We start from the raw sequence: 25,534 nt of genomic DNA, 5'->3' as shown, positions 1-25,534 counted from the left end.
AGCAGAGCATGAAGACCGGCTACAAGGTTTCCGCCTACGCACTCGCACTGGTGGTCGTGTTCGGCGGGGCCTGGGCTGCCGGTGCCGCCGCCGGCCCGTTCGGCGGAGCGGAAACGCCGAGCGGTGCCGACGGCATGAACCACAGCGAGAAGCCCAGCCCCGAAAAGCCCGCCGGGGAGCCACCCGCGTTGCCGCCGGGACTTTCGGTGTCCCAGAACGGTTACACGCTCCAGCTCGCCGCGAGCACGCCCACTCTCCAGTTCCACATCAGCGGCCCGGACGGCAAGCCGGTCACCGCGTTCGACGTGGAGCACGAGAAGAAGCTGCACCTCGTGCTGGTGCGCCGGGACGGTTCGGGTTACCAGCACCTGCATCCCGAGATGGCCGCCGACGGCACGTGGAGCACCCCGCTCACGCTGCCGGCCGCGGGCAGCTACCGGGTGTTCGCAGACTTCAAGCCACAGGGTGGCGCCAAGTCCACGCTCGGCGCGGACGTCCAGGTCCCCGGCGCGTACGAGCCGCAGCAGTACTCGACGGACACTCGTTCGTCCACTGTGGACGGCTACACCGTCACGCTGGGCGGCGACCTCAAGGCGGGCACCGAGTCCACGGTGACGGCCACCGTCACCAGGAACGGCGCGCCCGTCACCGACCTGCAGCCCTACCTTGGCGCGAACGGGCACCTCGTCGCCCTGCGCGCGGCCGACCTGGCCTACCTGCACGTCCACCCGCAGGAGGGGCCCGGCAGCGGTCCCGAGGTGAAGTTCTCCGTGGAGGTGCCGACCGACGGGCGCTACCGGTTGTTCTTCGACTTCCAGCACGGCGGGAAGGTCCGCACGGCCGAGTTCACCCTCGGCGCCGGCGCGTCGGCCGCCCCCGCCGTCACCCCGGCTCCCACCAAGGAGGAGGACGGCCATGCCGGACACGGCGGTTGATCCGCGAACCAGCCAGATCGAACTGTCGATCGGCGGCATGACCTGCGCCTCCTGTGCCGCGCGCATCGAACGCAAGCTCAACAAGCTCGAAGGCGTCACCGCCTCGGTGAACTACGCGACGGAGAAGGCTCGCATCGACTTCCCCGGCGACCTCTCCCCCGCCGACCTGGTGAAGGTCGTGGAGGACACCGGCTACACCGCCGAACTGCCCGCTCCCCCGGTCACCGGGGACACCGTCGCCGAAGAGGATCCGACGCGGTCGTTGCGGCAGCGGCTGGTCACGTCCGCGGTGCTGTCGGTGCCGGTGATCGCGCTGGCGATGATCCCGGCGCTGCAGTTCACCTACTGGCAGTGGTTGTCGCTCGCGCTGGCCGGACCCGTCGTGGTGTGGGGCGCGTGGCCGTTCCACAAGGCTGCGTGGACCAACCTCCGGCACGGCGCCGCCACGATGGACACGCTGATCTCCATCGGCGTCGGCGCGGCGTTCCTGTGGTCGCTCTACGCGCTGTTCCTGGGCACCGCGGGCACTCCCGGCATGACGCACGGGTTCTCGTTCACCATCGAGCGGATGGCCGGGACCGGCAACATCTACCTCGAGGTCGCGGCGGGCGTCACGACGTTCATCCTGGCCGGCCGCTACTTCGAGGCACGGTCCAAGCGCCGCGCGGGAGCCGCGCTCAAGGCACTGCTCGAACTCGGCGCCAAGGACGTCGCCGTGCTGCGGGACGGCCGCGAGGTCCGCATCCCGACCGACGAGCTCAAGACCGGTGACCGGTTCGTCGTGCGGCCGGGCGAGAAGATCGCCACCGACGGCGTCGTCGAGGAGGGCAGCTCCGCGGTCGACGCGAGCATGCTGACCGGCGAGTCGGTGCCGGTCGAGGTGCGTCCTGGCGACTCGGTCGTCGGCGCGACGGTCAACGCGGGCGGTCGTCTCGTCGTGCGGGCCACGCGGATCGGCTCGGACACGCAGCTGGCGCAGATGGCCCGGCTGGTCGAGGAGGCGCAGAACGGCAAGGCCGAGGTGCAGCGCCTCGCCGACCGGGTCTCGGCGGTCTTCGTGCCGATCGTCATCGCTCTCGCCATCGGCACGCTGGGCTTCTGGCTCGGCACGGGCGGCGGCGCGGGTGCGGCGTTCACCGCGGCGGTCGCGGTGCTGATCATCGCCTGCCCGTGCGCGCTGGGCCTGGCCACGCCGACCGCGCTGCTTGTGGGCACCGGACGCGGCGCCCAGCTCGGCATCCTGATCAAGGGGCCCGAGGTGCTGGAGTCGACCCGGCGCGTCGACACGGTCGTGCTCGACAAGACCGGAACCGTCACGACCGGCCGGATGAGCCTCATCGCCGTCCACCCGGCGGAGGGCGAGGAGCGTGCCGAGGTGCTGCGGCTGGCCGCGGCGCTCGAACACGCCTCCGAGCACCCGATCGCCAGGGCGATCGTCGCCGGAGCGGGCGACGACCTGCCCGCGGTCGAGGACTTCCAGAACGTGGAGGGACTCGGCGTGCAGGGCGTCGTCGAAGGCCGCGCGGTGGTGGCGGGACGGGAACGCCTGCTCAGCGACTGGAGCGTGCACCTCGACGAGGAGCTGGCCACGGCGAAGAAGGAGGCCGAGCAGCAGGGCCGCACGGCGGTGCTGGTCGCGTGGGACGGCAAGGCGCGCGGCGTGCTGGTCGTCGCGGACACGGTGAAGCCCACGTCGAAGGAAGCGATCGAGGGCCTGCGCGGCCTCGGGCTGCGCCCGGTGCTGCTGACGGGCGACAACGAGGTAGCGGCCCGCGCGGTGGCGGCCGAGGTCGGCATCGACGAGGTCATCGCCGAGGTGCTGCCCGCGGACAAGGTCGACGTCGTCAAGCGGCTGCAGGACGAGGGCCGCGTCGTGGCGATGGTCGGCGACGGTGTGAACGACGCCGCCGCGCTCGCCCAGGCCGACCTGGGTCTCGCGATGGGCACCGGCACGGACGTCGCGATCGAGGCGGGCGACCTCACACTGGTGCGCGGTGACCTGCGGGCCGCCGTCGACGCGATCAGGCTGTCGCGGCGCACGCTCGCCACGATCAAGGGCAACCTGTTCTGGGCGTTCGCCTACAACGTCGCCGCACTGCCGCTGGCCGCGCTCGGCCTGCTCAACCCGATGATCGCGGGCGCGGCGATGGCGTTCTCGTCGGTGTTCGTGGTGACGAACAGCCTGCGGTTGCGCGGCTTCCGCAGCCGGACCGCCTAGCAGGCGAGAGTTGAGGGGACGGCCCGCCCGGCCGTCCCCTTCAGCTCGCGTGCTGGCCGGCTGGACGAGCGATCACGTTGGGCGCCAGCACATCCGACACCGGCGCCCGGCCCGGCCCGCCGTCGGCGATCCAGCCGACGATGCCGTCGACCACCTCGTCCGACAACACGCCGCCGAGCCACACCGGCCGTGCGCCCGCCTGCCTCGCGCCGGTGTCCGGCCGCACCACCACGACGTTCGAGAAGTCGCAGGAGTCCAGGCAGTCGGCGACCAGAACCCGGTGCGCGCCGACCGCCGCGCGAAGCCGGGTGAGCTGGCTCTCATGGTCGACGTCCGGGTGCTTCTTCTCCGTGCCGCAACAGCATCCGCGGCACACCGTCAACCTGTTCACCTGGCCTCCATGTGGCAAAACCTACTACGCGCGGCCGTTGGTTCCGCGCGCCGAGGGGCACACCCGGTGCCAGACGTCGAAGTGGGTGGCATCGCTGTCGGCGGAGCAGCCGGTGCACGCCGAACCCCGCCGCATGCGGGAGCTGACCGAACAGCGCTCGTTCGACCTCGCTCCGGATCACCGAGTCGTCACGCAGGTACACCCGCAGCGCATCTCTGCGCGCAAGCACGCCGACCAAGGTGCCGTGGCCGTTGACCACACACGCCGCATCGACGCGTGCGGCGGTCAGCACGCGCAAGGCCGAGCACAACGGTTCCGGTTCCGCGATGGTGATGGCCGGCGACACCATGAGCTCCGCGGCCCGGATCCCTCCGGCGCGCTGCCACCGCGACCGCACCGCCGAACCCGCCAGCACCGGCTTGGGCGTCGGTGCCGCCGCGGAACTCCAGCTTGGCCGTCAGATCGGTCTCGGACACCACGCCCTGCGGGCGGCCGGCCGGGTCGATCACCGGGACCACGCTCACGTCACACGCGAGCACCATCCCGACGAGATCCTTGAACAACGTCTCCGGTGCTGCCGTGACAACGCGCCGGCACATCACCCGAGCCGCGGTCAGCTCACCCGTGCTCGGCCTCCCACACTTCCCGCGCGGCGACCGGCTTGCGGACTTACCAAGGTTGGCAACTGCTCAACCAGGTAGGAACGCCTCCCGACTCGCCGCCCCGGCGGCCGACCAGGAAGGATCACCACCATGACGACGATCCGCGGGACGTGGCTCCGTTGAGCAGGCCCCTGTACCAGGTGAAAGCGGAGTTCTTCAAAACGCTCGGCCATCCGGCGCGCATCCGCGTGCTCGAGCTGCTCAGCGAACGCGAACACTCGGCCGCCGAGATGCTGGCCGACATCGGCATCGAGGCCGCGAACCTCTCGCAGCACCTCGCCGTGCTCCGCCGCGCCGGACTGGTCACCACCCGCAAAGAGGGCTCCAACGCCCACTACTCCCTGACGAGCCCGCACGTCGCCGAGCTGCTCGCGGTCGCCCGGCTCATCCTCACCGGTGTGATCTCCGGTCAGATGGAGCTGCTCGAGGACCTCCGCACGCCTGCAGGGCAGGCCCAGCCGCCGCGACGACGCGGCTGACTCCCGGCGAGGACGAGGAGGACTGATGGCGGCCGAACCACCGGACACCGAACCCGACTACCGCTTCACCCTCGCCAACGAACGCACGTTCCTCGCCTGGATCCGCACCGCGCTCGGCCTGCTGGCCGCCGGTGTCGCGGTCCGCCAGCTCGTGCCCCCGTTCGCCGTGCCGGGCGCCACGACAGTGCTGGCGCTGGCGTGCACCGCTCTCGCCGCGGTCGTCGCGGCCACGAGTTTCCCGCGCTGGCGCCGCGTGCAGCGGGCGATGCGGGCCGGGACCCCGTTGCCGCACAGCCGGATGGTGGTCGTGCTCGCGGTCGGGGTGCTGCTGATGGCCCTGCTCGCCGCGGTCCTGGTGATCACCGGATGAAGCACGACCGAGGGCTGCAACCCGAGCGCACGAACCTGGCGTGGAACCGCACCGCGCTCGCGTCCGCCGCGTGTTCCTTGCTGCTGCTGCACGTCGCTGCACGGCGCGGCTGGGGACTCGCGACCGTGCCCGCGGTGTGCACGGCCGCCGTCGCGGTGACGCTGGTCCTGCTCGGCCGCCACCGGCACCTGAGCACGACGGGGCCGCGCATCCTGCTGCTGGTGGCCGTACTCGTCACCATCGCCTGCGTGTCCGCGCTACCGCTCGTTCTGCACGGGTAGCACCTGAACGTCGAACGACTCCCCCTCCGGGAACGCGAACCCCAACAGGGCGAGGCCTTCCTCCTCCAGCACTTCACGGTCCTTTCGGACACATCGGTGAACGGTCCGGCGACGAGCGTGTAGGCGCGCTTCGCCTTGTCCACCCGCCAGATTCCCTGGAGCAGTCCGCCGATCAGGAGATTGCCGCGCAGCACACCACCCCGCACGGTCATCAGCAGCCCGTGCTTGCGGCACCACTCGGCGAACGACAAGCCCTCCGGTATGATCCGGTCCCGCCTGGCGTGCGAGAGGAACACGTTGTCGTACTCGGGCAGATATCTCGGCGGCGCGGGCACGCCCGGATCGGGCAGCTCGGCCTCCGGGACGTCGAACAGCTCCTTCCCGTTCTCGTCGAGGTAGGCGCGCAGCTGTGGCCGCATCCGGTCGACGACCTCGCCGAGCCTCGTCAGCCCGCACCACGCCTGCACGTCCTGCACGCTCGCGGGCCCGAACGCCGCCAGGTAGCGCAGGATCAGCCGCTCCATCGACGGCGCCGGGTCGATCGGCCTGCCGAGCCACGTTCGCGCGGACGCGTGCACGGCGCGGCCGGTGCCGTTCCACGTGCCGCGCGGCGGGATCTGCACCAGCGCGGCCAGGTTGCGCACGGCGTAGGCGAGCGTCTCGGGCTTCCGGTCCGGCCAGTGCTCGTGCAGCGCCTTGCCCAGTTCGCTCGGCGTGCGCGGCCGCTCGTCGAGCAGTGCGAGCCCGCGTTCGACCACCGCGTCGAGGTCGAGGCCGCGGACGGCCGCGCTGTGGGCCGAGTTCTGGTGGAGGTCGCGGTCGAGCACCGGCTGCACGAGTGGACGCAGCGTCAGGCAGTCCTCCGCCGTCACGAGGTGGATCGTCGACCGCATCAGCGCGGTGCGCACCAGCTCGCGTTCGCTGACCATTGTGGACAGTGGTTCGGGCCGGTAGTTGCCGAGCCGCGACCACAGCGCGACGTACGGCCCCACCGGTATCTGGGAGTGCATGCCCACCAGGTGCTCGACCCCGTCGCGCTCGGGCAGGTCGTGCCTTCGCAGCAGGTACTGCCGGGACAGCAGGGCGCGGTTGAGCACGCGGGGGCTCAACCGTGCCGCTGCCGCGGTCATCGATCAGCCTGCTGGGCTCCGCGCACGAAACCGTGGCTCCGCTCGACCTTGGCCACGTGCAGCGTGTACCTCTCGTACCACTCGGCCCGTCCGCGCTTCTGCGCCGTTTGGTGCTCCGCGTTCGTGCGCCACTGTGTGAGGGCGTCGGCGTCGCGGAAGTAGCCGACCGTGATGCCCAGCCCGCCAGGGGTCTGCGCGTGGTCGATCCCCAGGAAACCGGGGATCTCCCGCACCAGCTCCTCCATCCGCGCGTTGGTCTCGCGGTAGCCGCTCTGCCCCTGGGTTCGCACCGTGGTGAAGACAGCCACGTAGTAAGGAGGGTCGAAGGCCTCGACGGGCACTTGAGAGTCGTCGCTCACGGCGCCACCGTAAGGCGGGACGTGTCCGGCGATCCAACGCTTTCTGCAAAGATCGACAACGGGCACGTGGCCTGCGAGGCTGGACGCGATCTACGGGAGGCAGCGTGGCACCACTGGAGATGGAGGCAGAGCGGCGGGACGACGCGGTGATCCTGCGGGTCACCGGCGAGGTCGACTCCTACACCGCGCCGCTCCTGCACGAGCGCCTGGCCGGGGTGTTCGCCGAGGCGAAGGGCGGGACCGTCGTGCTGGACATGTCCCGCGTGTCCTTCCTCGCCTCGTCCGGGCTCTCCGTGCTGGTGGACTACCACACGCGCGGTGAGGAACAGGGCACCCGGCTGAAGGTCGTGGCGCCGGCGGGCAACGTGCTGCGGGCGCTGCGGGCGACCACGTTGAACGAGATGATCGAGCTGTACGCCACCGTGCCGGACGCACTGGCGGCCCGCTGAGCCGGTTCGGCACCGACGGCATCGCCGGAACCTCGACCGCCGGCTCACGGCGTTCAGCTGAGAACGGGGCCATCATGATCTGATGGACGTGAACGAGGTTCTGCTGCCCGGTGTGGGCCTGCGCTACGAGTTCACCAACGCGGACGGCGACCACATCGCCATCGTCGCCCGCCGCGAGGGCACCTTCGAGATCGGCCGCTACTCCGCGGACGATCCGGACGAGGCCCGGCAGGTGTTCCGGCTCACCAGCGCGGAGGCGGACACGATGGCCGAGATCCTGGGTGCTCCGCGCATCGCCGAACGGTTCGCCGATCTCACGAAGGAGGTTCCCGGCCTCAGCGCCGGTCAGGTCGTCGTGCCCGCCGAGTCGGTGCACCGGGGCAAACCGCTCGGCCACACGCGGGCCCGCACCCGCACCGGAGCGTCGATCGTCGCGATCGTGCGCGGCGACAACGTGATCGCCTCGCCGACACCGGACGAGGTGCTGAGGCAGGGCGACGTGCTCGTCGTGATCGGCACGCACGAGGGCATCAGCGGCGTGCGCGCGATCATCGAAAGCTGACCGTGCACACATCGCTCGCGCTGCTGCTCGAGCTCGGCGTCATCCTCGTCGGGCTCAGCGTGCTGGGCGCCGCAGCCCGGCGGTGGTCGGTCTCCCCCATCCCGCTCTACCTGCTGGCCGGCCTGGCGCTCGGCAACGGCGGCATCGCACCGGTGCCCGCCGCGGGCGACTTCGTCGAGATCGGCGCCTCCATCGGCGTGGTGCTGCTCCTGCTCACCCTCGGCCTGGAGTTCAACACCACCGAGCTCACGCACAGCCTGCGCCGCCACGTCCCGTCGACCGTGCTCGACCTCGTCCTCAACGCCACGCCCGGTGCGATCGCCGGGTGGCTGCTGGGGCTGAGCTGGCCCGGTGTCCTGGCACTCGCGGGCGCCACCTGGATCTCGTCCTCCGGCATCATCTCGCGGCTGCTGAGTGACCTGCGCAGGCTCGGCAACCGCGAGACACCTGCCGTGCTGTCGATCCTCGTCATGGAGGACTTCGCCATGGCGGTCTACCTGCCGGTGCTCGTCGTGCTCGCCTCCGGCGGCACCTGGTGGCAGGCGATCATCGGCGTGATCGTCGCGACGGCCAGTGTCGCGGCGGCGTTCACCGCCTCGCACCGCTGGGGCCACCACGTCAACCGCTGGCTCGCCCATCCCGACGACGAGCAGCTCATGCTGCGCGTGCTCGGGACCACCCTCGTCGTGGCGGCACTCGCGGAACTGGTCTCCGTCTCCGCCGCGGTCGGAGCGTTCCTCGTCGGCCTCACCCTCACCGGGACCACGGCCGAACGAGCCCGCGCGGTGCTGGCACCGTTGCGCGACCTCTTCGCCGCCGCGTTCTTCCTCGCCATCGGCTTCGCCGTCAGCCCGTCCGACCTGCTCCCGGCGCTGCCCGCCGCGTTCGCCCTCGCCCTGACCGGCATCCTCACCAAGGTCGCCACCGGCTGGTACGCGGCCCGCCGGGACGGCATCGCCCCACGCGGACGCCTCCGCGCGGGAACCGCGCTGATCGCGCGCGGCGAGTTCTCCATCGTGATCATGAGCCTGGCCGGCGCCGCCGGGCACCAGATCGGTCCCGTGGTGACGGCCTACGTCCTGTTGCTGGCCACGATCGGGCCGCTGGTCACCCGCTGGTCCAGCGACTGGGTGCGCCGTCCGCGCGTCGAGCGGCCGCGGCAGCCCTGACCTGGACGCAGGTACCGCCGGTGCCCACGCTCGTGGCACTGAGACCGGTCACCGGCGGTACTTGCGTCCACTGCGGACGGATCGACGGCGTCGTTAGTACACATCCGGCTAGTTGGCAAGGACTTGGCAACTGGACGAACCTTCGTCCAGGATGCCGCGCGTGCAGAGTGCGGCGGGGTTCGGCGACAGCGGTGAGATCTCCGGTGTCGCGTGGTCATCGCGCCGCTCGAGCGCCAGGAAGTCCACTGCGGACACGGCGGAGGACGTCCTGGCCGCGGCGCGCGGCGGGGACGAGAACGCCTTCCGCAGCCTCTACCGGGACGTGCAACCGAAGCTGTTGCGGTACCTCCAGGTGCTGGTGGGAACGGATGCCGAGGACGTGGCGTCCGACGCCTGGCTGCAGATCGCGCGGGACCTGAGATCGTTTCGCGGCGACGTCGACGGGTTCCGCGGCTGGGCGACCACCATCGCCCGCAACCGCGCGCTGGACCATCTGCGCCGTCAGCAGCGGCGGCCGGTCGTGCACGGGACCGTCGAGGACGTGGCCGAACCCGCGGGATCGGAGGACACCGCCCAGGCCGCGGTGGACTCCGTGGGCACCGACGCCGCGCTCGCACTGATCGCCGGGCTGCCCAGGGACCAGGCAGAGGCCGTGCTGTTGCGGGTCGTCGTCGGCCTGGACGCGAAGGCCGCCGCCAAGGTGCTCGGCAAGCGTCCCGGCGCGGTGCGGACCGCGGCGCACCGCGGCCTGCGCACCCTGGCCGCCCAGCTCGACGCAAGCTCCCCACCAGGGCCAACACCACCGGAGTGACAAAAAATCGAGTCCTGACGCTGAAGGAAACGAGATGAGCACCCACCGTTCACGCCGCATCGGCCGGCGCACCGCGGAGCGACTGCTGCGCGACGCACCCGGCCACGCGCAGGTCACCGGGCACGACCGCCTGGGCGACCTGCTCGCGGCCGCGGCCGCCCCGGCCCGCGACCGCGAGCTGACCGGTGAGCACGCTGCCATGGCGGCGTTCCGCGACGCTCGTCTCGCCCCCGCCCCTCAGCGACGGAGACCCCGGATGCTCAAGATCGCACTCGCGAACCTGGTGACGGTGAAGATCGCCGCTGTCGCGGCGGCCGCCGCCGGCGGCATCGCGCTGGCGGCGGCGGCCGGCACGCTGCCCGGCCAGCAGCGCGAGGAACCCGCGCCCGCCGCCGACACCGACGTCGTCGCCACGACGTCCGTCACGACCACCGAGAAGTCGAAGGCCCCGGACAAGAAGCCGGACAACAGCGCGTCGCCTTCGCCGTCCCTCCACGGGTTGTGCCAGGCCTACACCGCCGGCGCCGGGGCAGAACACGGCAAGGCGCACGAGAACCCGGCCTTCAGCGCGTTGATCACGGCCGCGGGCGGCCCCGACAAGGTGCCCGCCTTCTGCGCCGACCTGCTCGGCGACAAGTCCGGCAAGCCCGACGCGCCCGGCAAGCCTGACACACCCGGCAAGCCTGACACACCCGGCAAGCCTGACGCGCCCGGCAAGTCCGACCAGGCGCCCGGCAAGCCCTCCCGTTCGAACCGCTGACGCGCACCACGAACGTCCGGCGACCCGAACTCTCCCTCACCGGGTCGCCCGCTCCCGGACGGGCGGCGGTCTGCCCCACACACCGCCGCTCGTCCACCCCTTCCCCGCTACCCAGAAAGTGGAGGAGCGCCTTGCTCTACGACTGTCCGCACGCGGTTTCGGCCGGCAGCTACCTGCTCGAAATGCTCACTCCCGAGGAGACCGACGAGTTCCGGCGGCACACCCTGCAATGTGTGTACTGCCAGGGGGAAATCGTGTCGCTGTTGCCCGGTGCCCTCTTCCTGCAGGAGCTCAGGGCCGGCATCCTCGCGGCGGACCAGCGCCTGTGCACGGACCGGCCTGCACTCACCACCGTCGCCGCGCGGGAGCTCCGCTGGGTCTTCACGCACGGGTGAGCGTCAGCTGCCGCCGGTGGAAGCCGAAGTGCCGCACCGGAAACCTGTACAGGTCGCCGAGCGTCATGAAGTCCTGGAAGAACGGGTCCCAGCGCGTCGGGTAGTGCATGCCGCGGCTCAGGTCGCGTTCGCGGTCCAGGCGCCGGTGCAGCCTGGCGGTCGTCCGGTCGTCCGGTCGCACAGCACATCCATGGTGTGCAAGGGCAGGAACGTGCCGCCGAGCCACGAGCCGAGGTAGTTCGCCACGTCGAACGGCCGGGTGCCGGCGTTGAGCACTCGGGCGAACCCGCGGCCGAACCCGCGCGGCAACCGGCTGAACCCGCGGGCCGGCGCCAGCAACGCCCTCATGATCAGGAAACCGAGCAGCATGTGGAACAGCAGGTGCCGGTTGGTCCACCGCGTTCCCGCGGACCTGGACCGCAGCTCGTTCTCCGTCGCCGGCGCGAGCAACTCGTGGAACGTCGTCCGCGCCCGCTCCAGCTCGTCGTGCACCGCCCGGGTGTCCACACCCTCGATCGTGCGCCTTCAGCGGGCGATCTTCGCGATGGTCGCTTTCGCCGTCGGTCCGACGCCGATGAGGGTGGCGGACGCGGGTCCGGTCCAGCTGCCGTAGCCGAGCAGGTGCAACCGCGGCTCCTCCACCGCGCTCGTCCCGTCGACCGCGACGCGCCCTTCCGAGTCACGCAGCCGCAGTGGCGCCAGATGTCCCAGCGAGGGCCGGAATCCGGTGCACCAGATCACGACGTCCGCGTCCGCCAGCGTCCGCGTGTTCATCGGCGTGGCGGTCAGCGGTCCGCTGTCCCGGGCCTCGCGAACGGACGGCACGGCCACGATGTCACCGAGTTCACCGACGCCCTCCGCGCGGCGGCCGGCGATGTCGAAGAGCGCCTTTCCGTCGATCTCGTCAGGCATGTACCTCGGTGGCCGCCTCGTCATCCAGGTCAGCTCGGTGTGCGGCAGGAGGTCGGCGGCGATCTGCGCGCCGGAGTTGCCGCCGCCGACCACGTCTCGGTGTCGGTGTGCACGAGCAGGCCGTCGTCGTGGCGGCTGACGGCGGTGACCTGGACGGGCCGGCGCACCGGGACGTCGTAGCGCTTCTCGTAGGCGGTCAGGTAGTCGACCGCGTGCTGCGCGGTCGGGTAACCGTCCTGGTGAGGCGGCATCGGCCAGCCGGGCAACGAGCTGTGGCGGGCGATGGAGAACAGCCGCAAGGAGTTCCACATGTGCGGCCACGCGCCGCCCGGCGACGGCTGGGCGTCGAGCACCACGTGGCCGATCCCGGCGCGGCGCAGGTAGTAGGAGGCGGACAAGCCGGCCTGCCCGCCTCCGATCACGACGACGTCAGAGCTCAGCACGGGCCGCCCACCGGCGTCGCAGCCAGAGGCTCGACCAGGCGTGATCGTCCGGGCGTGACCGGTCAGCGCTGGCAGCCGCACCCGGACGCCGTCTTGGCCTCGGCGACGCTCGTCGCGGGGTCCAGCGACTGCTCGTCCGTCGTGCAGCACGCGCTGACGCCACAGCAGGAGCTCTCCCCCTGTGCCACGGGCAGGCTCGCCGGGGTGACGGCGCCGGCCGGCTTCGTGGCGCGCACGATCGCCGAGTGCATGCCGTCGGCGACCTGCCGGGTCGGGGTGATCTCGATGTCGGTGAAGCCCGCCGCCCGCAGGCCGTCGCGGTACTCGCCGAACGTCAGCGCACCGGCGATGCAGCTGACGTAGGACCCGCGCTCGGCCCGCTGCGCCGGGGTGAGACCGTCGTCGGCCACCACGTCGGACACGCCGATGCGGCCGCCGGGGCGCAGCACGCGGAACGTTTCGGCGAACACCGCGGACTTGTCGACCGAGAGGTTGATGACGCAGTTGGAGATCACGACGTCGATCGTGTTGCCGGGCAACGGAATCGACTCGATGGTGCCCTTGAGGAACTCGACGTTGGCCGCGCCCGCCTTGGCCGCGTTGGACAGGGCGAGCGCGAGCATCTCGTCGGTCATGTCCAGGCCGTACGCCTTGCCGGCCGCGCCGACCCTGCGCGCGGAGAGCAGCACGTCGATCCCGCCGCCGGAGCCGAGGTCGAGGACCCGCTCCCCCTCCCGCAGCTCGGCGACCGCGAGCGGGTTGCCGCACCCGAGCGAGGCCGCGACGGCCTCGGCGGGCAGCTCGCCGCGGTCGCTCGCGGAGTAGAGGCCCGCGCCGAAGTTCTCGTCCACCTCCACCGCCTCCGGGCCGCAGCAACCACCGCCACCCGAGCTGACCGCGGCCGCCGCCGCCGCGTAGCGGGCTCGCACCGTCTCCCGCAGATCTGCGTCGCTCATCTGCACACCTCCTGCTGTATTGAAAACTGTCTATTGTTGGAACGTGTCGAAACAAGACTGCTGTGAGGGCTTGTCCGAGGCGCCGCTGGCAGAAGAGCAGGCGGCAGAGCTCGCGGCGATGTTCAAGGCGCTCGGCGATCCGGTGCGCCTGCGGTTGCTGTCGATGATCGCGTCACAGCCCGGCGAGGTCTGCGTCTGCGAGCTCACCCCGGCGTTCGAGCTGTCCCAGCCCACGATCTCCCACCACCTCAAGGTGCTGCGCCAGGCCGGGCTGGTCGACTCCGAGCGGCGCGGCACGTGGGTCTACTACCGGCTACGGCCCGAGACCACCGACCGGCTGGCCGCCGTGCTCGCCGCCAGTGGTCAGCCCGCCGGGGTGCGGTAGCTCGCGGTCGACAGCGCGGCCGCCAGCACACCGATCACGCCCAGCGCGACGAACACCGCCGGGTAGCCGCCGAGCCAGGACGCCATCGCACTGCCCGCCCACGGTGCGACCGCGGCGGTCAGCATCACCGGGCCCATCAGCAGGCCGCTGAGCCGTCCGTAGTGGACCGCTCCCCACCGGTCGGTGATCGCGGTCGCCTGCACCAGCGTGAGGATTCCGCGCGTCACCCCGGCGAGCACCGCGCCCGCGATCAGCAGCAGCGCCGGTCCGGGCACCACCCCGAGCAGCACCGTCACCACCGCGCTCGCCAGCAGCACCACCGCGGTGCGCGCGCGGACCGACGTCGCCGCGGCCAGGCGTCCGTAGCCGAGCCGCCCGAGCACCTGTCCCGCGCCGCCGAGCCCGAGCGCGACGGCCGCGACCGAAGTGGACAGTCCGCGTTCGGTCAGCAGCGGCACCAAGTTCACCACGCCCGCGTACACGCTCAACGCGGCCAGACTCATCGCCACCGTGAGCGCGAGGAACGGTGCGCTGCGTGCGATCGCGGACGGGTGGTGCTCCTCGTGCTCGTGCTCGATCGACGGCCACGGCAGCCGCAGTCCCCACAGGTGCGCGGGAATCGTGATGACGCCGAGGATCACCGCCAGCGCCAGGTAGGTCTCCCGCCAGTCGAGGTGGGTGCCGAGCCAGGCGGTCAGCGGCGCGAACACGGTGCTCGCGAGTCCGGCGACGAGGGTGAGCGTCGTCAGGGCCGGCACCCGGTCCGGCCCGTGCCAGCGGGTCAGCGCCGCGAACGCCGGCGGGTACAGCACACCGGCCATCGCCACGCCCGCAACCGCCCACGCGCCGATGAACCAGGCCGGTGACTGCGCGGTCGCGATGGCCACGACCGCGGGCACCGCGAGCAGCGATCCCGCGGTCATGACCGGCCGCGGGCCGTGCCGGTCCAGCAGCCGCCCGGCCGGTACGCCGACGAGCGCCGCGACCACCTGGCTCACCGAGAACCCCGCCGTCACCCACGCCAGCGACCACCCCGTCTGCGCGCTGATCGACGTCGCGAGCACCGGGAACGCGTAGTAGAGCACGCCCCAGCTGGTGATCTCGGTGACGCACAGGACGATCAGCACACGGCGCAGGCCCGCGCGAGACCTCGCCGTCTCAGCGTGCACTGGTGACGAGGCCTGCCGGCTCGGTGCCGCAACCGCCGCCCTTGCCCTCCTCCGGCGCGTCGAACACGCCGGCCCCGCCGCACACCCCGGTCTCCGGCAGCACGAGCTCGACCCGTCCGGCCGACTCGTGGTCACCGGCGATCGCGGCCACCACGGACCGCACCTGCTCGTAGCCCGTGAGCGACAGGAACGTCGGCGCCCGGCCGTAGCTCTTCATGCCCACCAGGTACACGTTCGGCTCGGGGTGGCGCAGCTCTGCCTCGCCGTGCGGGTAGACGGTGCCGCACGAGTGGACGTTCGGGTCGATCAGCGGCGCGAGCTTCACCGGGGCCTGCAGCACCGGGTCGAGATCGAGCCGGATCTCCGACAGCCACGACAGGTCCGGGCGGAACCCGGTCAGCACCACGACCTCGTCGATGTCCTCCACGCGGTGACCGTCGAACGACTCCAGCGTCAGCCTGCCGTCCGCCGTCCGCTCGACCGCGGCGGTGCGGAACCCGGTGACGGTCTCGATGCGCCCTGCCTCCGCGGCTTTCCTCGCCCGCAGGCCCAACGCGCCTCGCGCGGGCAGCTGGTCGGACTCTCCCCCGCCGAAGGCGTTGCCCACCGCGCCGCGGCGCAGCAGCCACACGATCTTCGTGCCCGGTTCCCGCTGGGCGAGGTCGGCCAGCGCGACCAACGCGGTCAACGCCGAGTGCCCGCTTCCCGCGACCGCGATCCGCTTGCCCGCGTACCGCGCGCTGGAGGTGGCGAGATCCGGCACGCGGTAGCTGATCTGCGCGGCAGCCGCCCGCTCTCCCACCGCGGGCAGACCGTCACCTCCCAGCGGGTTCGGCGACCCCCACGTGCCGGAAGCGTCGATCACCGCCCGGGCCGTGATCCGCTCTTCGCCCGCGTCGGTCAGCACGTGCACCGTCAACGGCTCGTCGTCACGCCCGGCGTCGACGACGAGGTCCCGGCCACGCCGCGTGACCCCCACGACTCGCGCACCGAACCGCACCCGGTCGCCGAGCGCCTCCGCGAGCGGCACGAGGTAGAGCTCGGCCCACTCCGCACCGGTCGGGTACCCTTCCGGCCGCACCCAGCCGCGTCGTTCGAGCAGGCGGACCGCCGCCGGGTCCACCAGCTCGCTCCATCTGGAGAACAACCGCACGTGGTGCCACTGCGACACCGCCGCACCCGCGCGGTCGCCGGCCTCCAGCACGATCGGCCGCTCGCCCCGCTCGACCAGGTGCGCCGCCGCGGACAGACCCGCGGGACCGGCACCCACCACCACGACTGGCAACTCGCTCACCGCACACCCCTTGAATTGATGAACTTCGAATCAACGTCAGGGACTCTATCGACGCGGGTCGATTGACGCAACCATCGACTTCCGTCGATACTTGCCGCATGACGGTCACCGTGCCCGGTCCACGCCTGCTCACCGCGCAGGACGCCGCGACGTACTCGGAGTGGTTCGCGAGTCTCGCCGAACCGACCCGCGTACGACTCCTGCACGCCGTGGCGACGGCAGGCCGGTCGATGACGGTCGGCGAGCTCACCGAGCTGCTCGGCATCAGCCAGTCGACGTGCTCGCACCACGTCCGCAAGCTCGGCGACGTCGGGTTCCTCCTTCTGCACAAGGAGGGCACGGCCACCCGCGTCGCCGTGAACCCCAACTGCTGCACCGGCCTGCCGCACGCCGCCGACGTGGTGATGGGTGTGCTCGAAACCCGCCCGTGCTGCCCGCTCGACGTGCCCGCCGACGTGACCGTGCGCCCGCTCGAACCGGGTGACTGGAGCGCGGTCCGGCGGATCTACGGCGAGGGCATCGCCACCGGTGACGCCACCTTCGAGACCGAGGTGCCGAGCAGGAAGACCCTGGACGCCAAGTGGCTCCCGGACCACCGCTGGGTCGCCGAGGTGGACGGCGAGGTCGCCGGCTGGGCCGCCGCGACGCCGGTGTCCGCCCGCGACTGCTACGCGGGCGTCGCCGAGACCTCCGTCTACGTCGGCGCGGGCTCACGCGGCCGAGGGGTCGGCAAAGCGTTGCTGAACAAGCAGGTCACCGCCGCCGACGAGGGTGGGCTGTGGACGTTGCAGACCTCGATCTTCCCCGAGAACCGCGTGAGCCTCGCCCTTCACCACGCCGCGGGCTTCCGCACCCTCGGTGTCCGCGAACGCATCGCACAGCACCACGGCGTGTGGCGCGACACCGTGTTCCTGGAACGCCGCACCGCCGAGTGAGGCCTCAGCCCTGCAGGTAGCGCACGATCGCGAGCACCCGCCTGCTGTAGGCCGCGCTGTCGGTGAGGTCCAGCTTGTCGAAGATCGCGTTGATGTGCTTCTCCACGGCGCTGCGCGAGATGCTGAGCGCCTGGCCGATGCCGGAATTGCTGTGCCCCTGTGCCATCTTCTCCAGCACGTCGCGTTCCCGCGGGGTGAGCAGCGCCAGTGGATCGGCGTGCGCGCTGCGGGCGATCAGCGCGCGGACCACGTCCGGGTCGAAGGCCTCGCCACCCGCGGCCACGCGCTCCAGCGCGTCGAGGAACTCGCCGACCTCCATCACCCGGTCCTTGAGCAGGTAGCCGACGCGGCCACCCTCCGTTGAGATCAGCTCGGTGGCATAACGCTTCTCGACGTACTGCGACAGCACCAGCACGCCGGTCTCCGGCCAGCGGCGGCGGATCTCCAGCGCCGCCCGCAGGCCTTCGTCGGTGTGCGTGGGCGGCATCCGGACGTCGGTGAGCACGAGGTCCGGGCGGTGCTTCGCGGTCTCCTCGAGCAGTGCCGCGCCGTCGCCCACAGCGGCCACCACCTCGTGCCCCTCCTCGACCAGCAACCGGATCAGGCCCTCGCGCAGCAGGGTCGAGTCCTCGGCGATCACCAGGCGCACGGCAGCTCCGCGGTGATCACGGTGGGGCCGCCGCGCGGGCTGTCCACTGTGAACGCTCCGTCCACCGCGGCCACTCGCCGGGCCAGGCCGGACAGGCCGCTGCCGGCCGGGTCCGCGCCGCCGATTCCGTCGTCCTCGATCCGCACGACGACCATGGTGCCCGCACGGGTGACCGAGAGGTCGATCCGGGTGGCCCTGGCGTGCTTGCTGACGTTCGTCACGGCTTCGGAGGCGACGAAGTACGCGGGGATCTCGATGGTGCCCGGGTGGCGTTCGGTGAGCTCGTAGCGCAGCCGGACCGGTACGCCGCAGCGTTCCGCCAGCGACTCGAGGGCGGCGTGCAGGCCGTCGCTGTCCAGTCCGACCGGGTACACGCGCCAGGTCACCTCACGCAGGTCGAGCAGCACCCGCCCCGCCTCCTGGCGGGCCTGCTCCAGCAGTTCCGCGGCCTGGTCGGGACGGCGGCTCGCGCGGCCGAGCAGCATGCCCAGCGCGACCATCCGCTGCTGCACGCCGTCGTGCAGGTCGCGTTCGATCCGCCGGCGCTCCTCGTTGATCGCCTCGACCACCTCGGCGCGGCTGACGGTGAGCTCGGAGACGCGGCGCCGCAACACCTCCTGCGCGGTCGGGCCGAGGAAGTGGCTCGCCAGCCTGCGGTCGAGGCTCTCCACCCCGAGCAGCCCCTGCAGCGTGATGAACACCAGCAACGTGCCGAACAGCGTGAAGGTGATCGGGTCGTACCAGCTCATCTCACCGTCACCGGAACCGATGACCTCTCCCCCGGTCACCATCTGCCACACCATGACCGCCCCGGTCGCCGCACCGAGGAGGATCAGCACCAGCACACCGGCGCCGAGCCCGCCGATCAGCCAGCGGATGCCCAGGTACTGCAACGCGCGCTTGCCCGAGTAGTCCTCGGCGGTGCACGGCCCGTGGTAGCGCTCGATCCTCCTGCGCTCGAACTCCGCGATCCCCCTGGCCGCCGCGAAGACCACGGGCCGGGCGGACGGCACCAGCAGCACGGGCACGGCGCAGATGAGGAAGGCGAGCTCGGCGAACGCGCCGGCACCCCCGATCGCCAGCCCTGCCGTAAGACGCGTGGCACGGCGCAGCAGACCACCACGTTCGAACCGCACCTCCGCAGCGTAGCCAGCACCGGGCAGCTGATCCACTGCGGTCGGCCGCACACCTGCACTGTGGAAAACCACACCCCGCCGCAACCGGCAGTTTCACGCCCGGCTCTACCTCGAAACCCACCGGCTGCTGGACACTGTCCCGGTCGGTGAGGGGAGAGGTGACGAGCATTTGGCAACGGGGGACGAACCACTGCAGTTCCGGGTTCTGGGGACGTTCGAGGTCACGCGCGGCAGTCGAAGATGCACGCCGACGGCCTCCAAGCAGCGGGCGTTGCTCGCCTTGCTCGCCTTGCACGCCAACGAGTTCGTGGCGACGAGTCGCATCGTCGACCAGTTGTGGTCGCGTGGCGCGCCGCGTTCGGCCATCGCCGCACTGCACGGCTACGTGACCGCGGTGCGGCGGGTGCTCACGCCGGGCTTGACGAGTGCCAGGACGTCGCATCCCGTTCTGAACACCCGGCCCTCGGGCTACATGCTCTGCCTCGAGCCGCATCAGCTGGACCTGACCAGGTTCCGCCAGCTGGTGAAACAGGCTCAGGCCGAGATCGCGGCCGGCGACTGCGGGCAGGCACGGGAGATGTTCACCGCGGCGCTCGGGTTGTGGCGCGGGTCGCCGTTGGCGGACCTGCGGGAGACGGGCATGTTCGACCACGACATCTCGCGGCTGGAAAAGGAATACCTGGAGCTGTTGCGCAGCCGGTTCGACGTCATGCTCTGCCAGGGCGACGGGCACCTGGCGGTGTTCGAGCTCGAGGAGCTGTGCGCGAAGTACCCGTTGTGGGAGAGGTTCCACGAGCAGCTGATGCTCGCGCTGTGCCAGGCCGAGCGGCGGGCCGACGCGCTCAACGCCTACGCCAGGGCGTATCGGGTGCTCTCCAGCGCCGCCGGGATCGAACCGGGGCCGCGGTTGCGGGCCATGCACCAGGTCGTCCTCAGCGGGGACGACCCCCGGCACTGGCACGACCACCGGCACGCCGGGCTACGGGTGGCGCACTCCGTTTCTCTTTAGGCGCCAGTCGAACTGCCGCTGGTAGCAGACGAGCGGTTCGCCTTCCGCCACCTCGGTGTGGGTGACCTCGCCGATCAGCACGGTGTGGTCGCCGTGGTCGAACACGGCGGTCGCGGTGCAGCGCAGGTAGATCGGCGCCGCGCCCAGGCGGGGCACGGTGCCGTCCCACGCCCAGGCGACATCGGCGAACTTGTCCGCGCCCCGGCTCGCGAAGGTCCGCGCGGTCCGTTCCTGAGCGCTGCCGAGCAGATGCACACCGAACTCCGCGCAGTGGGTCAAGGGATCGCGGCACCGTGAGGCGTGGTCGACGACCAGCAGCACCGACGGCGGATGCACGCTGTACGAACAGATCGACGAGACGAGCAGGCCGCACGGCCGGCCGGTCGCCTGCCGGGTGGTGACCACGGCGAGGCCCGAGACCAGTCTGCTCATGGCGTCGGTGAACGTGGCCACCGGCAGTGCGGCGGCCACGTTCTCCGTTGCTGTCACCGCGATCCTCCTAAACCGTCGCGGCGGCGCAGAGTTCCCTGCGGTGCCGCGCGTCCTCGTCATCGGCGACGGCGAGAACCGCGTCGTAGTCGGCGATCGCGGCGGCCCACTCGCCGGACTCCTCGTACGCGACCGCGCGGTTGAACCTCGCCTCCGGGTTGTCGTCGAGCTTGATCGCCCGGCTGAGGTAGCTGATCGCGTCGGTCAGGTCGCCGGACGCCGCCGCGATCGTGCCGCGGATCGCCCAGGCCTCGGCCAGGCTGTCGTTGCGTTGCACCGCCTGCGCCAGTGCTTCGGACGCCTCGTCGTACTGCTCTCGTTCGACGAGCAGCTGTCCCTTGAGGCACAACAGGTGTGCGTTGTCCGGTGCCAGCTCCAGGGCGGCGGTGACATCGCGCCACGCCGCCTCGACCTCACCGTTGGCGAGCAGGAGTCCCGCGCGGTTGATCCTGGCGTCGACGTGCCTCGGGTCGAGTTCGACGACGTAGCCGAAGTCGGCGATGGCGCCTTCGATGTCGCCGAGCGCGAGGCGTGCGTCGGCGATGTTGTAGTAGGCCTCCGGGAACGGCGGGGAGAGCCGCAGTGCCTCGCGGTAGGCGGCGATCGCTTCCTCGTCGCGGCCGAGTCTGCGCAGGATGTTGCCGACGTTGAAGTGGTGCTCGGGGAAGTTCGGGTCCCGTTCGACGACGTGGCTGTAGTCGGCGAGCGCGTCTTCCAGCCTGCCCATGCCGCCGTAGACCTGTGCCCGGTTGTAGCGCAGCACCAGGCGGTGCAGCGCGTGCTCGTGCGGTTCCAGGTCGCGGTCCAGCCTGGCCATGCCGTCGTTGAGCAGCGCGAGCGCCACCTCCGGCTTCTGCTCGCGCACCTCCACCAGTGCGAGGCCGTTGCGGGTGAACACCGACTGGAAGGCTTCCTTCTTCGGGTCGGTCAGCAGCGACGCCATCGCGATCGCCTGGTTCATCCACGCCCGTGCGCGAACGTAGTCCCGCTCGGCGTCCGGGTAGTGCCGCGCGTGCAGCATCGCCGTCGAATACGCCAGTTCAAGGTGCACGGCCGGATCCGTTGACGCTGCCCGGCCCTCGACGTAAAGAGCTTCTGCCTCGTGCGCACGTCCGACCGCCGCCAGCGCGATGCCCGTCTGGAACGTGAGCTGCCACCACGTCTCGGCATCGGTTTCCCGGTCGGCGACCGCGCGGCCGCGCAGGCCGAGGTCCGCCGCGGCCTGGTAGAGGCCGGTCTTCTGGCAGTGGTCCATGGCGGCGCGCAGTGCTTTCGCGCCGGCGCCCGCGGGGTCGCTGCCGTGCTCCAGGTGGTACGGGATGGCGCCGAGGTGCAACGAGAACTCCGTGGACTGAGCGAGCTGCTCGGCTCGGGCGTCGTGGAGTGCGGCTCTGGCTTCGTTCGGCAGAGCGAGGTAGGCGGCGAGCAGACGCGGGTCGTCGGCCGTGCCGTCACTGTCCACATAGGCCTGTGCGGGGTGGTCCGGCAGCGGGTCCTCCGCGGCAGGTTGAGCTTCGACCACCCGCGCGTGTGCGGCGATCGTCCGCGCCAGCGACACGTCGATCTCGCCGCGGGGGTCGGCGAGCGGTGCGCGGCTCGTGCCCACCACCACGGTGAGGCCGGGGATGTCCTGGCGGCGCAGCAGGATCGCGATGAACTCCTGGTCCGACGGGTCGGCCTCGTGCGCGTTCTCGAACACGAGGGTGCGCGGACCGCCGCCCAGCGCCGCCAGGTGGTCGCGCAGCACCTCGGCCAGGCCGTTGCCGATGTTGCGGGTGTGCAGCCGCGAGTAGTACCGGGTGCGTTCGTCGTTCTGCACGGCCCACTCCAGCGTGTGCCACGCGCTGGGCACCCGGCCGGCCAGCTCCGGCGTGCTCGTGAGGAGCTCGATGTTGTGCCGCTCCCCCAGCTCGGGGCAGCGGTCCAGCAGGTCGTCGGCGATCAGGCGCAGCAACGATCCCGCCGCGGTGTACGGCCCGCGCAACCGCCGGTGGGCGTCGACCGCCGCCCAGATCGGCGGCAGGTCCAGGTCGGCGAGCGCGAGTGCCCGGTCACGCCGCCGGTCGGCGCGGATCCAGTAGCGGCTGTCCATGGGGTGCGTCCTTTCAGTGAATGACGTGGTGCAGGCGGCGGTCCCGGCGCGTCTGCACGCGTTCGCGGACCATGAGCCAGCCGAGCACTGCGAACTGCGCGATCGCCACGCCGCCGAAGACGATCGAGTCGAGCAGCAGGGGCGTGGGCACCGCGTCACCCGTGAGCCGGCCGAACACGCCGACGGTGAACCGGTAGACCACGGGAGCGCCGGCGAGCACGAACGTCGTGAGGCTCGCGGTGTACCCGACCACGACGAGCCACGAGTACCAGCGCGCCACCCGGCGGTCGACCGGGTGCAGCATCGACTCGTCGGTTTCGAGCCGCCCGAACAGCCGCCTGAACCGGTTGCGGACCATCTGCCGTGCGGCCCCGTGCAGGTCGACGCAACCGAGCACCGTGCTCACGAGCACGTAGATGTCCGTGCGCAGGTAGAAGAAGAACTGCCAGATCACCCGAAGCAGCGCGGCGAACGCGACGGCGAGCAGGAAACGCCCCGCACCCGACAGCGAGCCGTCCGCGTGCCGCGTCAGGTCGGCGGCGATGGTGCACGCGGCGATCCCGATGACGTCGGCCAGCAGCCCGGCGACGATCGGCAGGTACCGCTTCCGCCGCGGCACGGCCACGAGCCCGTCGAGCGACGTCTCCAGCACGATGAAGTAGAGCCGCCGCCCGATTCTCAGCCGCGACTTGACGCCGAGCCTGCGCCCGGCCAGCGCGTGAAACGACTCGTGCAGGAGAATGAGCGGAACGGCGGCGAGGAAAAGCCCGACCTGGATGACCATGTAGTAGTCGGAGAAGAAGATGTTGTGATAGGTCGGCCGCAGGTCCGGCGTGCGCACCATGGCGTACAGCGCCCAGCCGGCCAGTCCCGCGTAGACGACCCACGCCCACGGCGAGAACAGCGCGGCACCGAGTTTGGCGAAGCGCACCGGTTCCGTCACGGTGACGAATTCGCCGGACTTCCGAATGAGGCCCAGCTCGTCGAGTCCCGCGACGACGTCCTCGATGTCAACGCTTTCCCCGTAGGCCCGCTCGAACCATTCAGCCGCCTGGCGCGGCGTGTCCCCCGCTTCCAGTCTGCGCACGAGCTCGGCGCCCTCAGCGGGGAAGATGCCGTACGAGTCGACGTCGGCACGCCCGATCGTCACCTCGTCACCGTCCTCCAGGAACACCAGCGGATGCAGCGCCACCGGCCGGTCCAGATCGAACTCGGTCACCACGTTCCTCCCCGCGTGAGGCCAGATGCGCTGGGCGGCGAGGCCCAGCGCATCCCCGCCGCGCCTTAGACCGGCTTGACGTTGTACTGCGAACAGGCGGCCGCCGTGAGGCGAACCGGGCCCACCTTGCGAATGGTGATCCGCTTCATTTTCTTGGTCTTCTCCATGAGTGCACCTCCTCTTGCTGCGATACCGACATCGAGAGAGTTTGCCCGCACACTCCAAGAAATCTCCAAGAGCGCTCCAAAATCGAATCGTCACGCTATAGGAGAAGAAAATGGGCAACATTCCCGGTTGCCCGTCCTGCAAATGTCATAGGGTGGTGACATGGCTGAGCTGCTGACCATCGCCGACGTTCGGGCCGCGGCCGAGGTGCTCGACGGGCGGGTGCTGCGGACACCCACGCTCCCCTCGGCGGGGTTGTCCACGCTGCTGGGCGTGCCGACGACTGTGAAGCTGGAACTGTTGCAGCGCAGCGGTTCGTTCAAGACGCGCGGCGCCTTCGCGAAGATCCTCTCGCTGTCCGGCGCGGCGCGGGCGGCGGGCGTGGCCGGCGTCAGCGGAGGCAACCACGGGATCGCGCTGGCCGACGCCGCGAACGAACTGGGCGTCGCCGCCACCGTCGTGATGCCCTCCACGGCACCCGCTCGCTCGGTGGACCTCGCTCGTGCTTCTGGTGCCGACGTGCGGCTGACCGGCGACCTGCCGTCAGCCTTCGTGCTGCTGAACGAACTGGTGGCGGCGGGCGCGACCCTCGTGCACCCCTACGACGACCAGGTCGTGATCGCCGGCCAGGGCACGGTCGGGCTGGAGTTCGCGAGCGACGCCCCACACCTCACCGACGTGCTGGTGAGCATCGGCGGCGGAGGACTGGCCGCGGGCGTCGCGACCGCGTTCCACGCGCTCGTGCCCGGCGTCCGCGTGTGGGGCGTCGAGGTCGAGGGCGCCGACGCGATGCACCGCGCACTGGACGCGGGCGGCCCCGTGGAGATCACGCCGACGTCGATCGTCTCGACTCTCTCCGCACCCCACGTGTCGCAGCTGACCTACGACCACGCCGTCGCGCTTCTCGAGGACGTCCTGGTGGTGTCCGACGCCGATGCCGTACGGGGCACGATCACGCTGGCCGAGACGCAGAAGGTGTGGGCGGAGCCCGCCGCGGGCTGCCTGGTGCCGGCGGCACGCAGGGTGCTCGACCGGGTCGGGCCCGGCGCCCGGCTCGGGATCGTGCTGTGCGGCGGGAACGCGACTGTCGCCGACGTCGTCCGGTGGGCGAACGCCTGACGCGGTTGAAGTTCAGCGAGCGAGGAGCTTGGCCACACCGAACTCGAACCGCTCGTCGAAGGACTCCCCGGCGAGGAACGGCAGCACCTTCTCCAGCGCGGGCCGCCGCCCCGGCGTGAGGTCATCGGACGAGCGGTGCGGCAACGCCTGTTCTTCCTGACACAGGCCCAGGATGAAGTAGATGACGCTCCAACAGGTCCAGGCCGCCTCCCGCTCGGACAGGCCACCTTCGAGCAACGCGCCGACGAACGCCTCGGCGACGTCGAGAGTCGCGGGCTCGTTCGCATAGGTGCCCGCGACGACGGCCGCGCCGTCACGGTGGGCCAGCAGGGCGCGGCGGTAGCGGCGGGCGATCTCGGTGGCGCGGGCGTGCCAGTCCCGCGGCAGGCCGGTCAGGGAGACGCCGGCGACGATCGCGTCCGCCATCAGCTCGCTCAGCCGGGCCTTGCTCCTCGCGTGCCACACAACGGAGTTCATGTGCACGTCCAGACGTCTGGCGATGGCGCGCAGCGTGACGGCGCCGGTGCCTTCCTCGTCGAGGAGCTCCAGTGCGGCCCGTACCACCTCGGCTTGACTCTTGGTCACTGACCA

31 protein-coding genes and 2 pseudogenes are annotated in these 25,534 nt (G+C 71.3%); 15 read left to right on the top strand and 18 right to left on the bottom strand.

Annotated elements, in window-relative coordinates; all coding sequences use genetic code 11:
• Nucleotides 1-8: 8 nt before the first annotated feature.
• Together ABFX45_RS05240 and ABFX45_RS05235 are read left to right on the top strand one after the other, a co-directional pair.
• Complete coding sequence (locus ABFX45_RS05240; protein WP_346128023.1) at nucleotides 9-935, top strand: hypothetical protein; 927 nt, start codon at nucleotides 9-11, stop codon at nucleotides 933-935.
• Nucleotides 916-3,153 carry a heavy metal translocating P-type ATPase gene (locus ABFX45_RS05235; protein WP_346128021.1) on the top strand — a complete coding sequence of 746 codons (2,238 nt, stop codon included), beginning with the start codon at nucleotides 916-918 and terminating at the stop codon, nucleotides 3,151-3,153. The genes ABFX45_RS05240 and ABFX45_RS05235 overlap by 20 nt, the downstream gene beginning before the upstream one ends.
• A gap of 40 nt (nucleotides 3,154-3,193) precedes the next feature.
• On the opposite strand, the gene ABFX45_RS05230 is transcribed toward ABFX45_RS05235, so the two are convergent.
• The 3 genes and pseudogenes from ABFX45_RS05230 to ABFX45_RS46325 all read right to left on the bottom strand — a co-directional run.
• The gene (locus ABFX45_RS05230) at nucleotides 3,194-3,544 is read right to left on the bottom strand and encodes a hypothetical protein (RefSeq protein WP_346128019.1); all 351 of its coding nucleotides are present in this window, start codon (nucleotides 3,542-3,544) and stop codon (nucleotides 3,194-3,196) included.
• Entirely contained in the window at nucleotides 3,474-3,893 is a 420-nt protein-coding gene (locus ABFX45_RS46330) for a CBS domain-containing protein (protein WP_428834081.1), read from the bottom strand. The genes ABFX45_RS05230 and ABFX45_RS46330 overlap by 71 nt, the downstream gene beginning before the upstream one ends.
• Nucleotides 3,894-4,005: 112 nt before the next feature.
• Nucleotides 4,006-4,143, bottom strand: a pseudogene (locus ABFX45_RS46325) (CBS domain-containing protein); the annotation flags it as partial.
• A 182-nt stretch (nucleotides 4,144-4,325) separates the two neighbouring features.
• Between ABFX45_RS46325 and ABFX45_RS05225 the strand changes: the two are divergent.
• Genes ABFX45_RS05225 through ABFX45_RS05215 form a run of 3 tightly spaced genes read left to right on the top strand, consistent with a single transcriptional unit; the run spans nucleotide 4,326 to nucleotide 5,336 of the window.
• Nucleotides 4,326-4,685: an ArsR/SmtB family transcription factor gene (locus ABFX45_RS05225; protein WP_346128017.1), complete on the top strand. Its 360-nt coding sequence runs from the start codon at nucleotides 4,326-4,328 to the stop codon at nucleotides 4,683-4,685.
• Nucleotides 4,686-4,710: 25 nt separating this feature from the next.
• Nucleotides 4,711-5,055 (top strand): YidH family protein, encoded by a 345-nt coding sequence (locus tag ABFX45_RS05220; RefSeq protein ID WP_109636836.1) that lies wholly within the window; start codon nucleotides 4,711-4,713, stop codon nucleotides 5,053-5,055.
• The gene (locus tag ABFX45_RS05215) at nucleotides 5,052-5,336 is read left to right on the top strand and encodes a DUF202 domain-containing protein (RefSeq protein WP_109636835.1); all 285 of its coding nucleotides are present in this window, start codon (nucleotides 5,052-5,054) and stop codon (nucleotides 5,334-5,336) included. Before ABFX45_RS05220 ends, ABFX45_RS05215 begins: the two co-directional genes overlap by 4 nt.
• A gap of 137 nt (nucleotides 5,337-5,473) precedes the next feature.
• Here ABFX45_RS05215 and ABFX45_RS05210 read toward each other — a convergent pair.
• Together ABFX45_RS05210 and ABFX45_RS05205 are read right to left on the bottom strand one after the other, a co-directional pair.
• Nucleotides 5,474-6,346, bottom strand: a pseudogene (locus ABFX45_RS05210) (winged helix DNA-binding domain-containing protein); the annotation flags it as partial.
• Nucleotides 6,347-6,462: 116 nt separating this feature from the next.
• Nucleotides 6,463-6,825 carry an antibiotic biosynthesis monooxygenase family protein gene (locus tag ABFX45_RS05205; protein WP_109636833.1) on the bottom strand — a complete coding sequence of 121 codons (363 nt, stop codon included), beginning with the start codon at nucleotides 6,823-6,825 and terminating at the stop codon, nucleotides 6,463-6,465.
• 104 nt (nucleotides 6,826-6,929) lie between these two features.
• Between ABFX45_RS05205 and ABFX45_RS05200 the strand changes: the two genes are divergently transcribed.
• The 6 genes from ABFX45_RS05200 to ABFX45_RS05175 all read left to right on the top strand — a co-directional run bounded on the left by ABFX45_RS05200 (nucleotide 6,930) and on the right by ABFX45_RS05175 (nucleotide 10,971).
• Entirely contained in the window at nucleotides 6,930-7,274 is a 345-nt protein-coding gene (locus ABFX45_RS05200; protein ID WP_109636832.1) for an STAS domain-containing protein, read from the top strand.
• Nucleotides 7,275-7,356: 82 nt separating this feature from the next.
• Entirely contained in the window at nucleotides 7,357-7,836 is a 480-nt protein-coding gene (locus ABFX45_RS05195) for a cation:proton antiporter regulatory subunit (protein WP_109636831.1), read from the top strand.
• Nucleotides 7,837-7,838: 2 nt separating this feature from the next.
• Nucleotides 7,839-9,005: a cation:proton antiporter gene (locus ABFX45_RS05190; protein WP_346128013.1), complete on the top strand. Its 1,167-nt coding sequence runs from the start codon at nucleotides 7,839-7,841 to the stop codon at nucleotides 9,003-9,005.
• Nucleotides 9,006-9,165: 160 nt separating this feature from the next.
• The gene (locus ABFX45_RS05185) at nucleotides 9,166-9,816 is read left to right on the top strand and encodes an RNA polymerase sigma factor (RefSeq protein WP_346128011.1); all 651 of its coding nucleotides are present in this window, start codon (nucleotides 9,166-9,168) and stop codon (nucleotides 9,814-9,816) included.
• A 34-nt stretch (nucleotides 9,817-9,850) separates the two neighbouring features.
• Nucleotides 9,851-10,576 (top strand): hypothetical protein, encoded by a 726-nt coding sequence (locus tag ABFX45_RS05180; protein ID WP_346128009.1) that lies wholly within the window; start codon nucleotides 9,851-9,853, stop codon nucleotides 10,574-10,576.
• A 131-nt stretch (nucleotides 10,577-10,707) separates the two neighbouring features.
• Nucleotides 10,708-10,971, top strand: a complete 264-nt coding sequence (locus ABFX45_RS05175; protein WP_346128007.1) for a hypothetical protein — start codon at nucleotides 10,708-10,710, stop codon at nucleotides 10,969-10,971.
• Here the strand turns inward: ABFX45_RS05175 and ABFX45_RS05170 are convergent.
• The 5 genes from ABFX45_RS05170 to arsM form a co-directional block, all read right to left on the bottom strand.
• A complete protein-coding gene (locus ABFX45_RS05170) occupies nucleotides 10,958-11,080 on the bottom strand; it encodes a hypothetical protein (RefSeq protein WP_267900066.1) in 123 nt (40 codons plus the stop codon). The two genes, ABFX45_RS05175 and ABFX45_RS05170, sit on opposite strands and share 14 nt — an antisense overlap.
• A gap of 8 nt (nucleotides 11,081-11,088) precedes the next feature.
• Nucleotides 11,089-11,478: a hypothetical protein gene (locus ABFX45_RS05165; protein WP_346128005.1), complete on the bottom strand. Its 390-nt coding sequence runs from the start codon at nucleotides 11,476-11,478 to the stop codon at nucleotides 11,089-11,091.
• Nucleotides 11,479-11,496: 18 nt separating this feature from the next.
• Nucleotides 11,497-11,976: a hypothetical protein gene (locus ABFX45_RS05160; RefSeq protein ID WP_346128003.1), complete on the bottom strand. Its 480-nt coding sequence runs from the start codon at nucleotides 11,974-11,976 to the stop codon at nucleotides 11,497-11,499.
• Nucleotides 11,913-12,326, bottom strand: coding sequence for an FAD-dependent oxidoreductase (locus ABFX45_RS05155; protein ID WP_346128001.1), 414 nt, complete (start codon nucleotides 12,324-12,326; stop codon nucleotides 11,913-11,915). Before ABFX45_RS05155 ends, ABFX45_RS05160 begins: the two co-directional genes overlap by 64 nt.
• A 62-nt stretch (nucleotides 12,327-12,388) precedes the next feature.
• Nucleotides 12,389-13,282, bottom strand: coding sequence for an arsenite methyltransferase (arsM, locus tag ABFX45_RS05150; protein ID WP_346127999.1), 894 nt, complete (start codon nucleotides 13,280-13,282; stop codon nucleotides 12,389-12,391).
• Nucleotides 13,283-13,325: 43 nt separating this feature from the next.
• On the opposite strand from arsM, the gene ABFX45_RS05145 reads away from it, so the two are divergent.
• Nucleotides 13,326-13,667 (top strand): ArsR/SmtB family transcription factor, encoded by a 342-nt coding sequence (locus tag ABFX45_RS05145; RefSeq protein ID WP_233439529.1) that lies wholly within the window; start codon nucleotides 13,326-13,328, stop codon nucleotides 13,665-13,667.
• On the opposite strand, the gene ABFX45_RS05140 is transcribed toward ABFX45_RS05145, so the two are convergent.
• Both ABFX45_RS05140 and ABFX45_RS05135 read right to left on the bottom strand, forming a co-directional pair.
• Entirely contained in the window at nucleotides 13,646-14,794 is a 1,149-nt protein-coding gene (locus tag ABFX45_RS05140; RefSeq protein WP_346127996.1) for an MFS transporter, read from the bottom strand. The genes ABFX45_RS05145 and ABFX45_RS05140 overlap by 22 nt on opposite strands.
• A 31-nt stretch (nucleotides 14,795-14,825) precedes the next feature.
• Nucleotides 14,826-16,130 carry an FAD-dependent oxidoreductase gene (locus ABFX45_RS05135; RefSeq protein ID WP_346127994.1) on the bottom strand — a complete coding sequence of 435 codons (1,305 nt, stop codon included), beginning with the start codon at nucleotides 16,128-16,130 and terminating at the stop codon, nucleotides 14,826-14,828.
• Nucleotides 16,131-16,228: 98 nt separating this feature from the next.
• On the opposite strand from ABFX45_RS05135, the gene ABFX45_RS05130 reads away from it, so the two are divergent.
• The gene (locus ABFX45_RS05130; protein WP_346127992.1) at nucleotides 16,229-17,065 is read left to right on the top strand and encodes a helix-turn-helix domain-containing GNAT family N-acetyltransferase; all 837 of its coding nucleotides are present in this window, start codon (nucleotides 16,229-16,231) and stop codon (nucleotides 17,063-17,065) included.
• 4 nt (nucleotides 17,066-17,069) lie between these two features.
• Here ABFX45_RS05130 and ABFX45_RS05125 read toward each other — a convergent pair whose 3' ends face one another.
• Both ABFX45_RS05125 and ABFX45_RS05120 read right to left on the bottom strand, forming a co-directional pair.
• Nucleotides 17,070-17,714: a response regulator gene (locus ABFX45_RS05125; protein ID WP_346127990.1), complete on the bottom strand. Its 645-nt coding sequence runs from the start codon at nucleotides 17,712-17,714 to the stop codon at nucleotides 17,070-17,072.
• Nucleotides 17,702-18,850, bottom strand: coding sequence for a sensor histidine kinase (locus ABFX45_RS05120; protein ID WP_346127988.1), 1,149 nt, complete (start codon nucleotides 18,848-18,850; stop codon nucleotides 17,702-17,704). The genes ABFX45_RS05125 and ABFX45_RS05120 overlap by 13 nt, the downstream gene beginning before the upstream one ends.
• Nucleotides 18,851-19,019: 169 nt before the next feature.
• Between ABFX45_RS05120 and ABFX45_RS05115 the strand changes: the two genes are divergently transcribed.
• Nucleotides 19,020-19,859: an AfsR/SARP family transcriptional regulator gene (locus ABFX45_RS05115; protein ID WP_346127986.1), complete on the top strand. Its 840-nt coding sequence runs from the start codon at nucleotides 19,020-19,022 to the stop codon at nucleotides 19,857-19,859.
• On the opposite strand, the gene ABFX45_RS05110 is transcribed toward ABFX45_RS05115, so the two are convergent.
• Genes ABFX45_RS05110 through ABFX45_RS05100 form a run of 3 tightly spaced genes read right to left on the bottom strand, consistent with a single transcriptional unit; the run spans nucleotide 19,830 to nucleotide 23,659 of the window.
• Nucleotides 19,830-20,348, bottom strand: a complete 519-nt coding sequence (locus ABFX45_RS05110; RefSeq protein ID WP_170154938.1) for a flavin reductase family protein — start codon at nucleotides 20,346-20,348, stop codon at nucleotides 19,830-19,832. The genes ABFX45_RS05115 and ABFX45_RS05110 overlap by 30 nt on opposite strands.
• Before the next feature lie 10 nt (nucleotides 20,349-20,358).
• A complete protein-coding gene (locus ABFX45_RS05105) occupies nucleotides 20,359-22,440 on the bottom strand; it encodes a tetratricopeptide repeat protein (RefSeq protein WP_346127983.1) in 2,082 nt (693 codons plus the stop codon).
• Nucleotides 22,441-22,453: 13 nt separating this feature from the next.
• A complete protein-coding gene (locus ABFX45_RS05100) occupies nucleotides 22,454-23,659 on the bottom strand; it encodes a hypothetical protein (protein ID WP_346127981.1) in 1,206 nt (401 codons plus the stop codon).
• A gap of 327 nt (nucleotides 23,660-23,986) precedes the next feature.
• Between ABFX45_RS05100 and ABFX45_RS05095 the strand changes: the two genes are divergently transcribed.
• On the top strand, nucleotides 23,987-24,943 hold the full coding sequence (locus tag ABFX45_RS05095) for a threonine ammonia-lyase (protein WP_346127979.1): 957 nt from the start codon (nucleotides 23,987-23,989) through the stop codon (nucleotides 24,941-24,943).
• Between the two features lie 12 nt (nucleotides 24,944-24,955).
• On the opposite strand, the gene ABFX45_RS05090 is transcribed toward ABFX45_RS05095, so the two are convergent.
• A complete protein-coding gene (locus ABFX45_RS05090) occupies nucleotides 24,956-25,528 on the bottom strand; it encodes a TetR/AcrR family transcriptional regulator (RefSeq protein ID WP_211337344.1) in 573 nt (190 codons plus the stop codon).
• Between the last annotated feature and the right edge of the window lie 6 nt (nucleotides 25,529-25,534).

This window comes from Lentzea roselyniae, assembly GCF_039537795.1.
Lineage (GTDB): Bacteria > Actinomycetota > Actinomycetes > Mycobacteriales > Pseudonocardiaceae > Lentzea > Lentzea atacamensis.
Note: the sequence above shows the minus strand (reverse complement) of the source record. Positions and strands in the feature narration are given on the sequence as shown.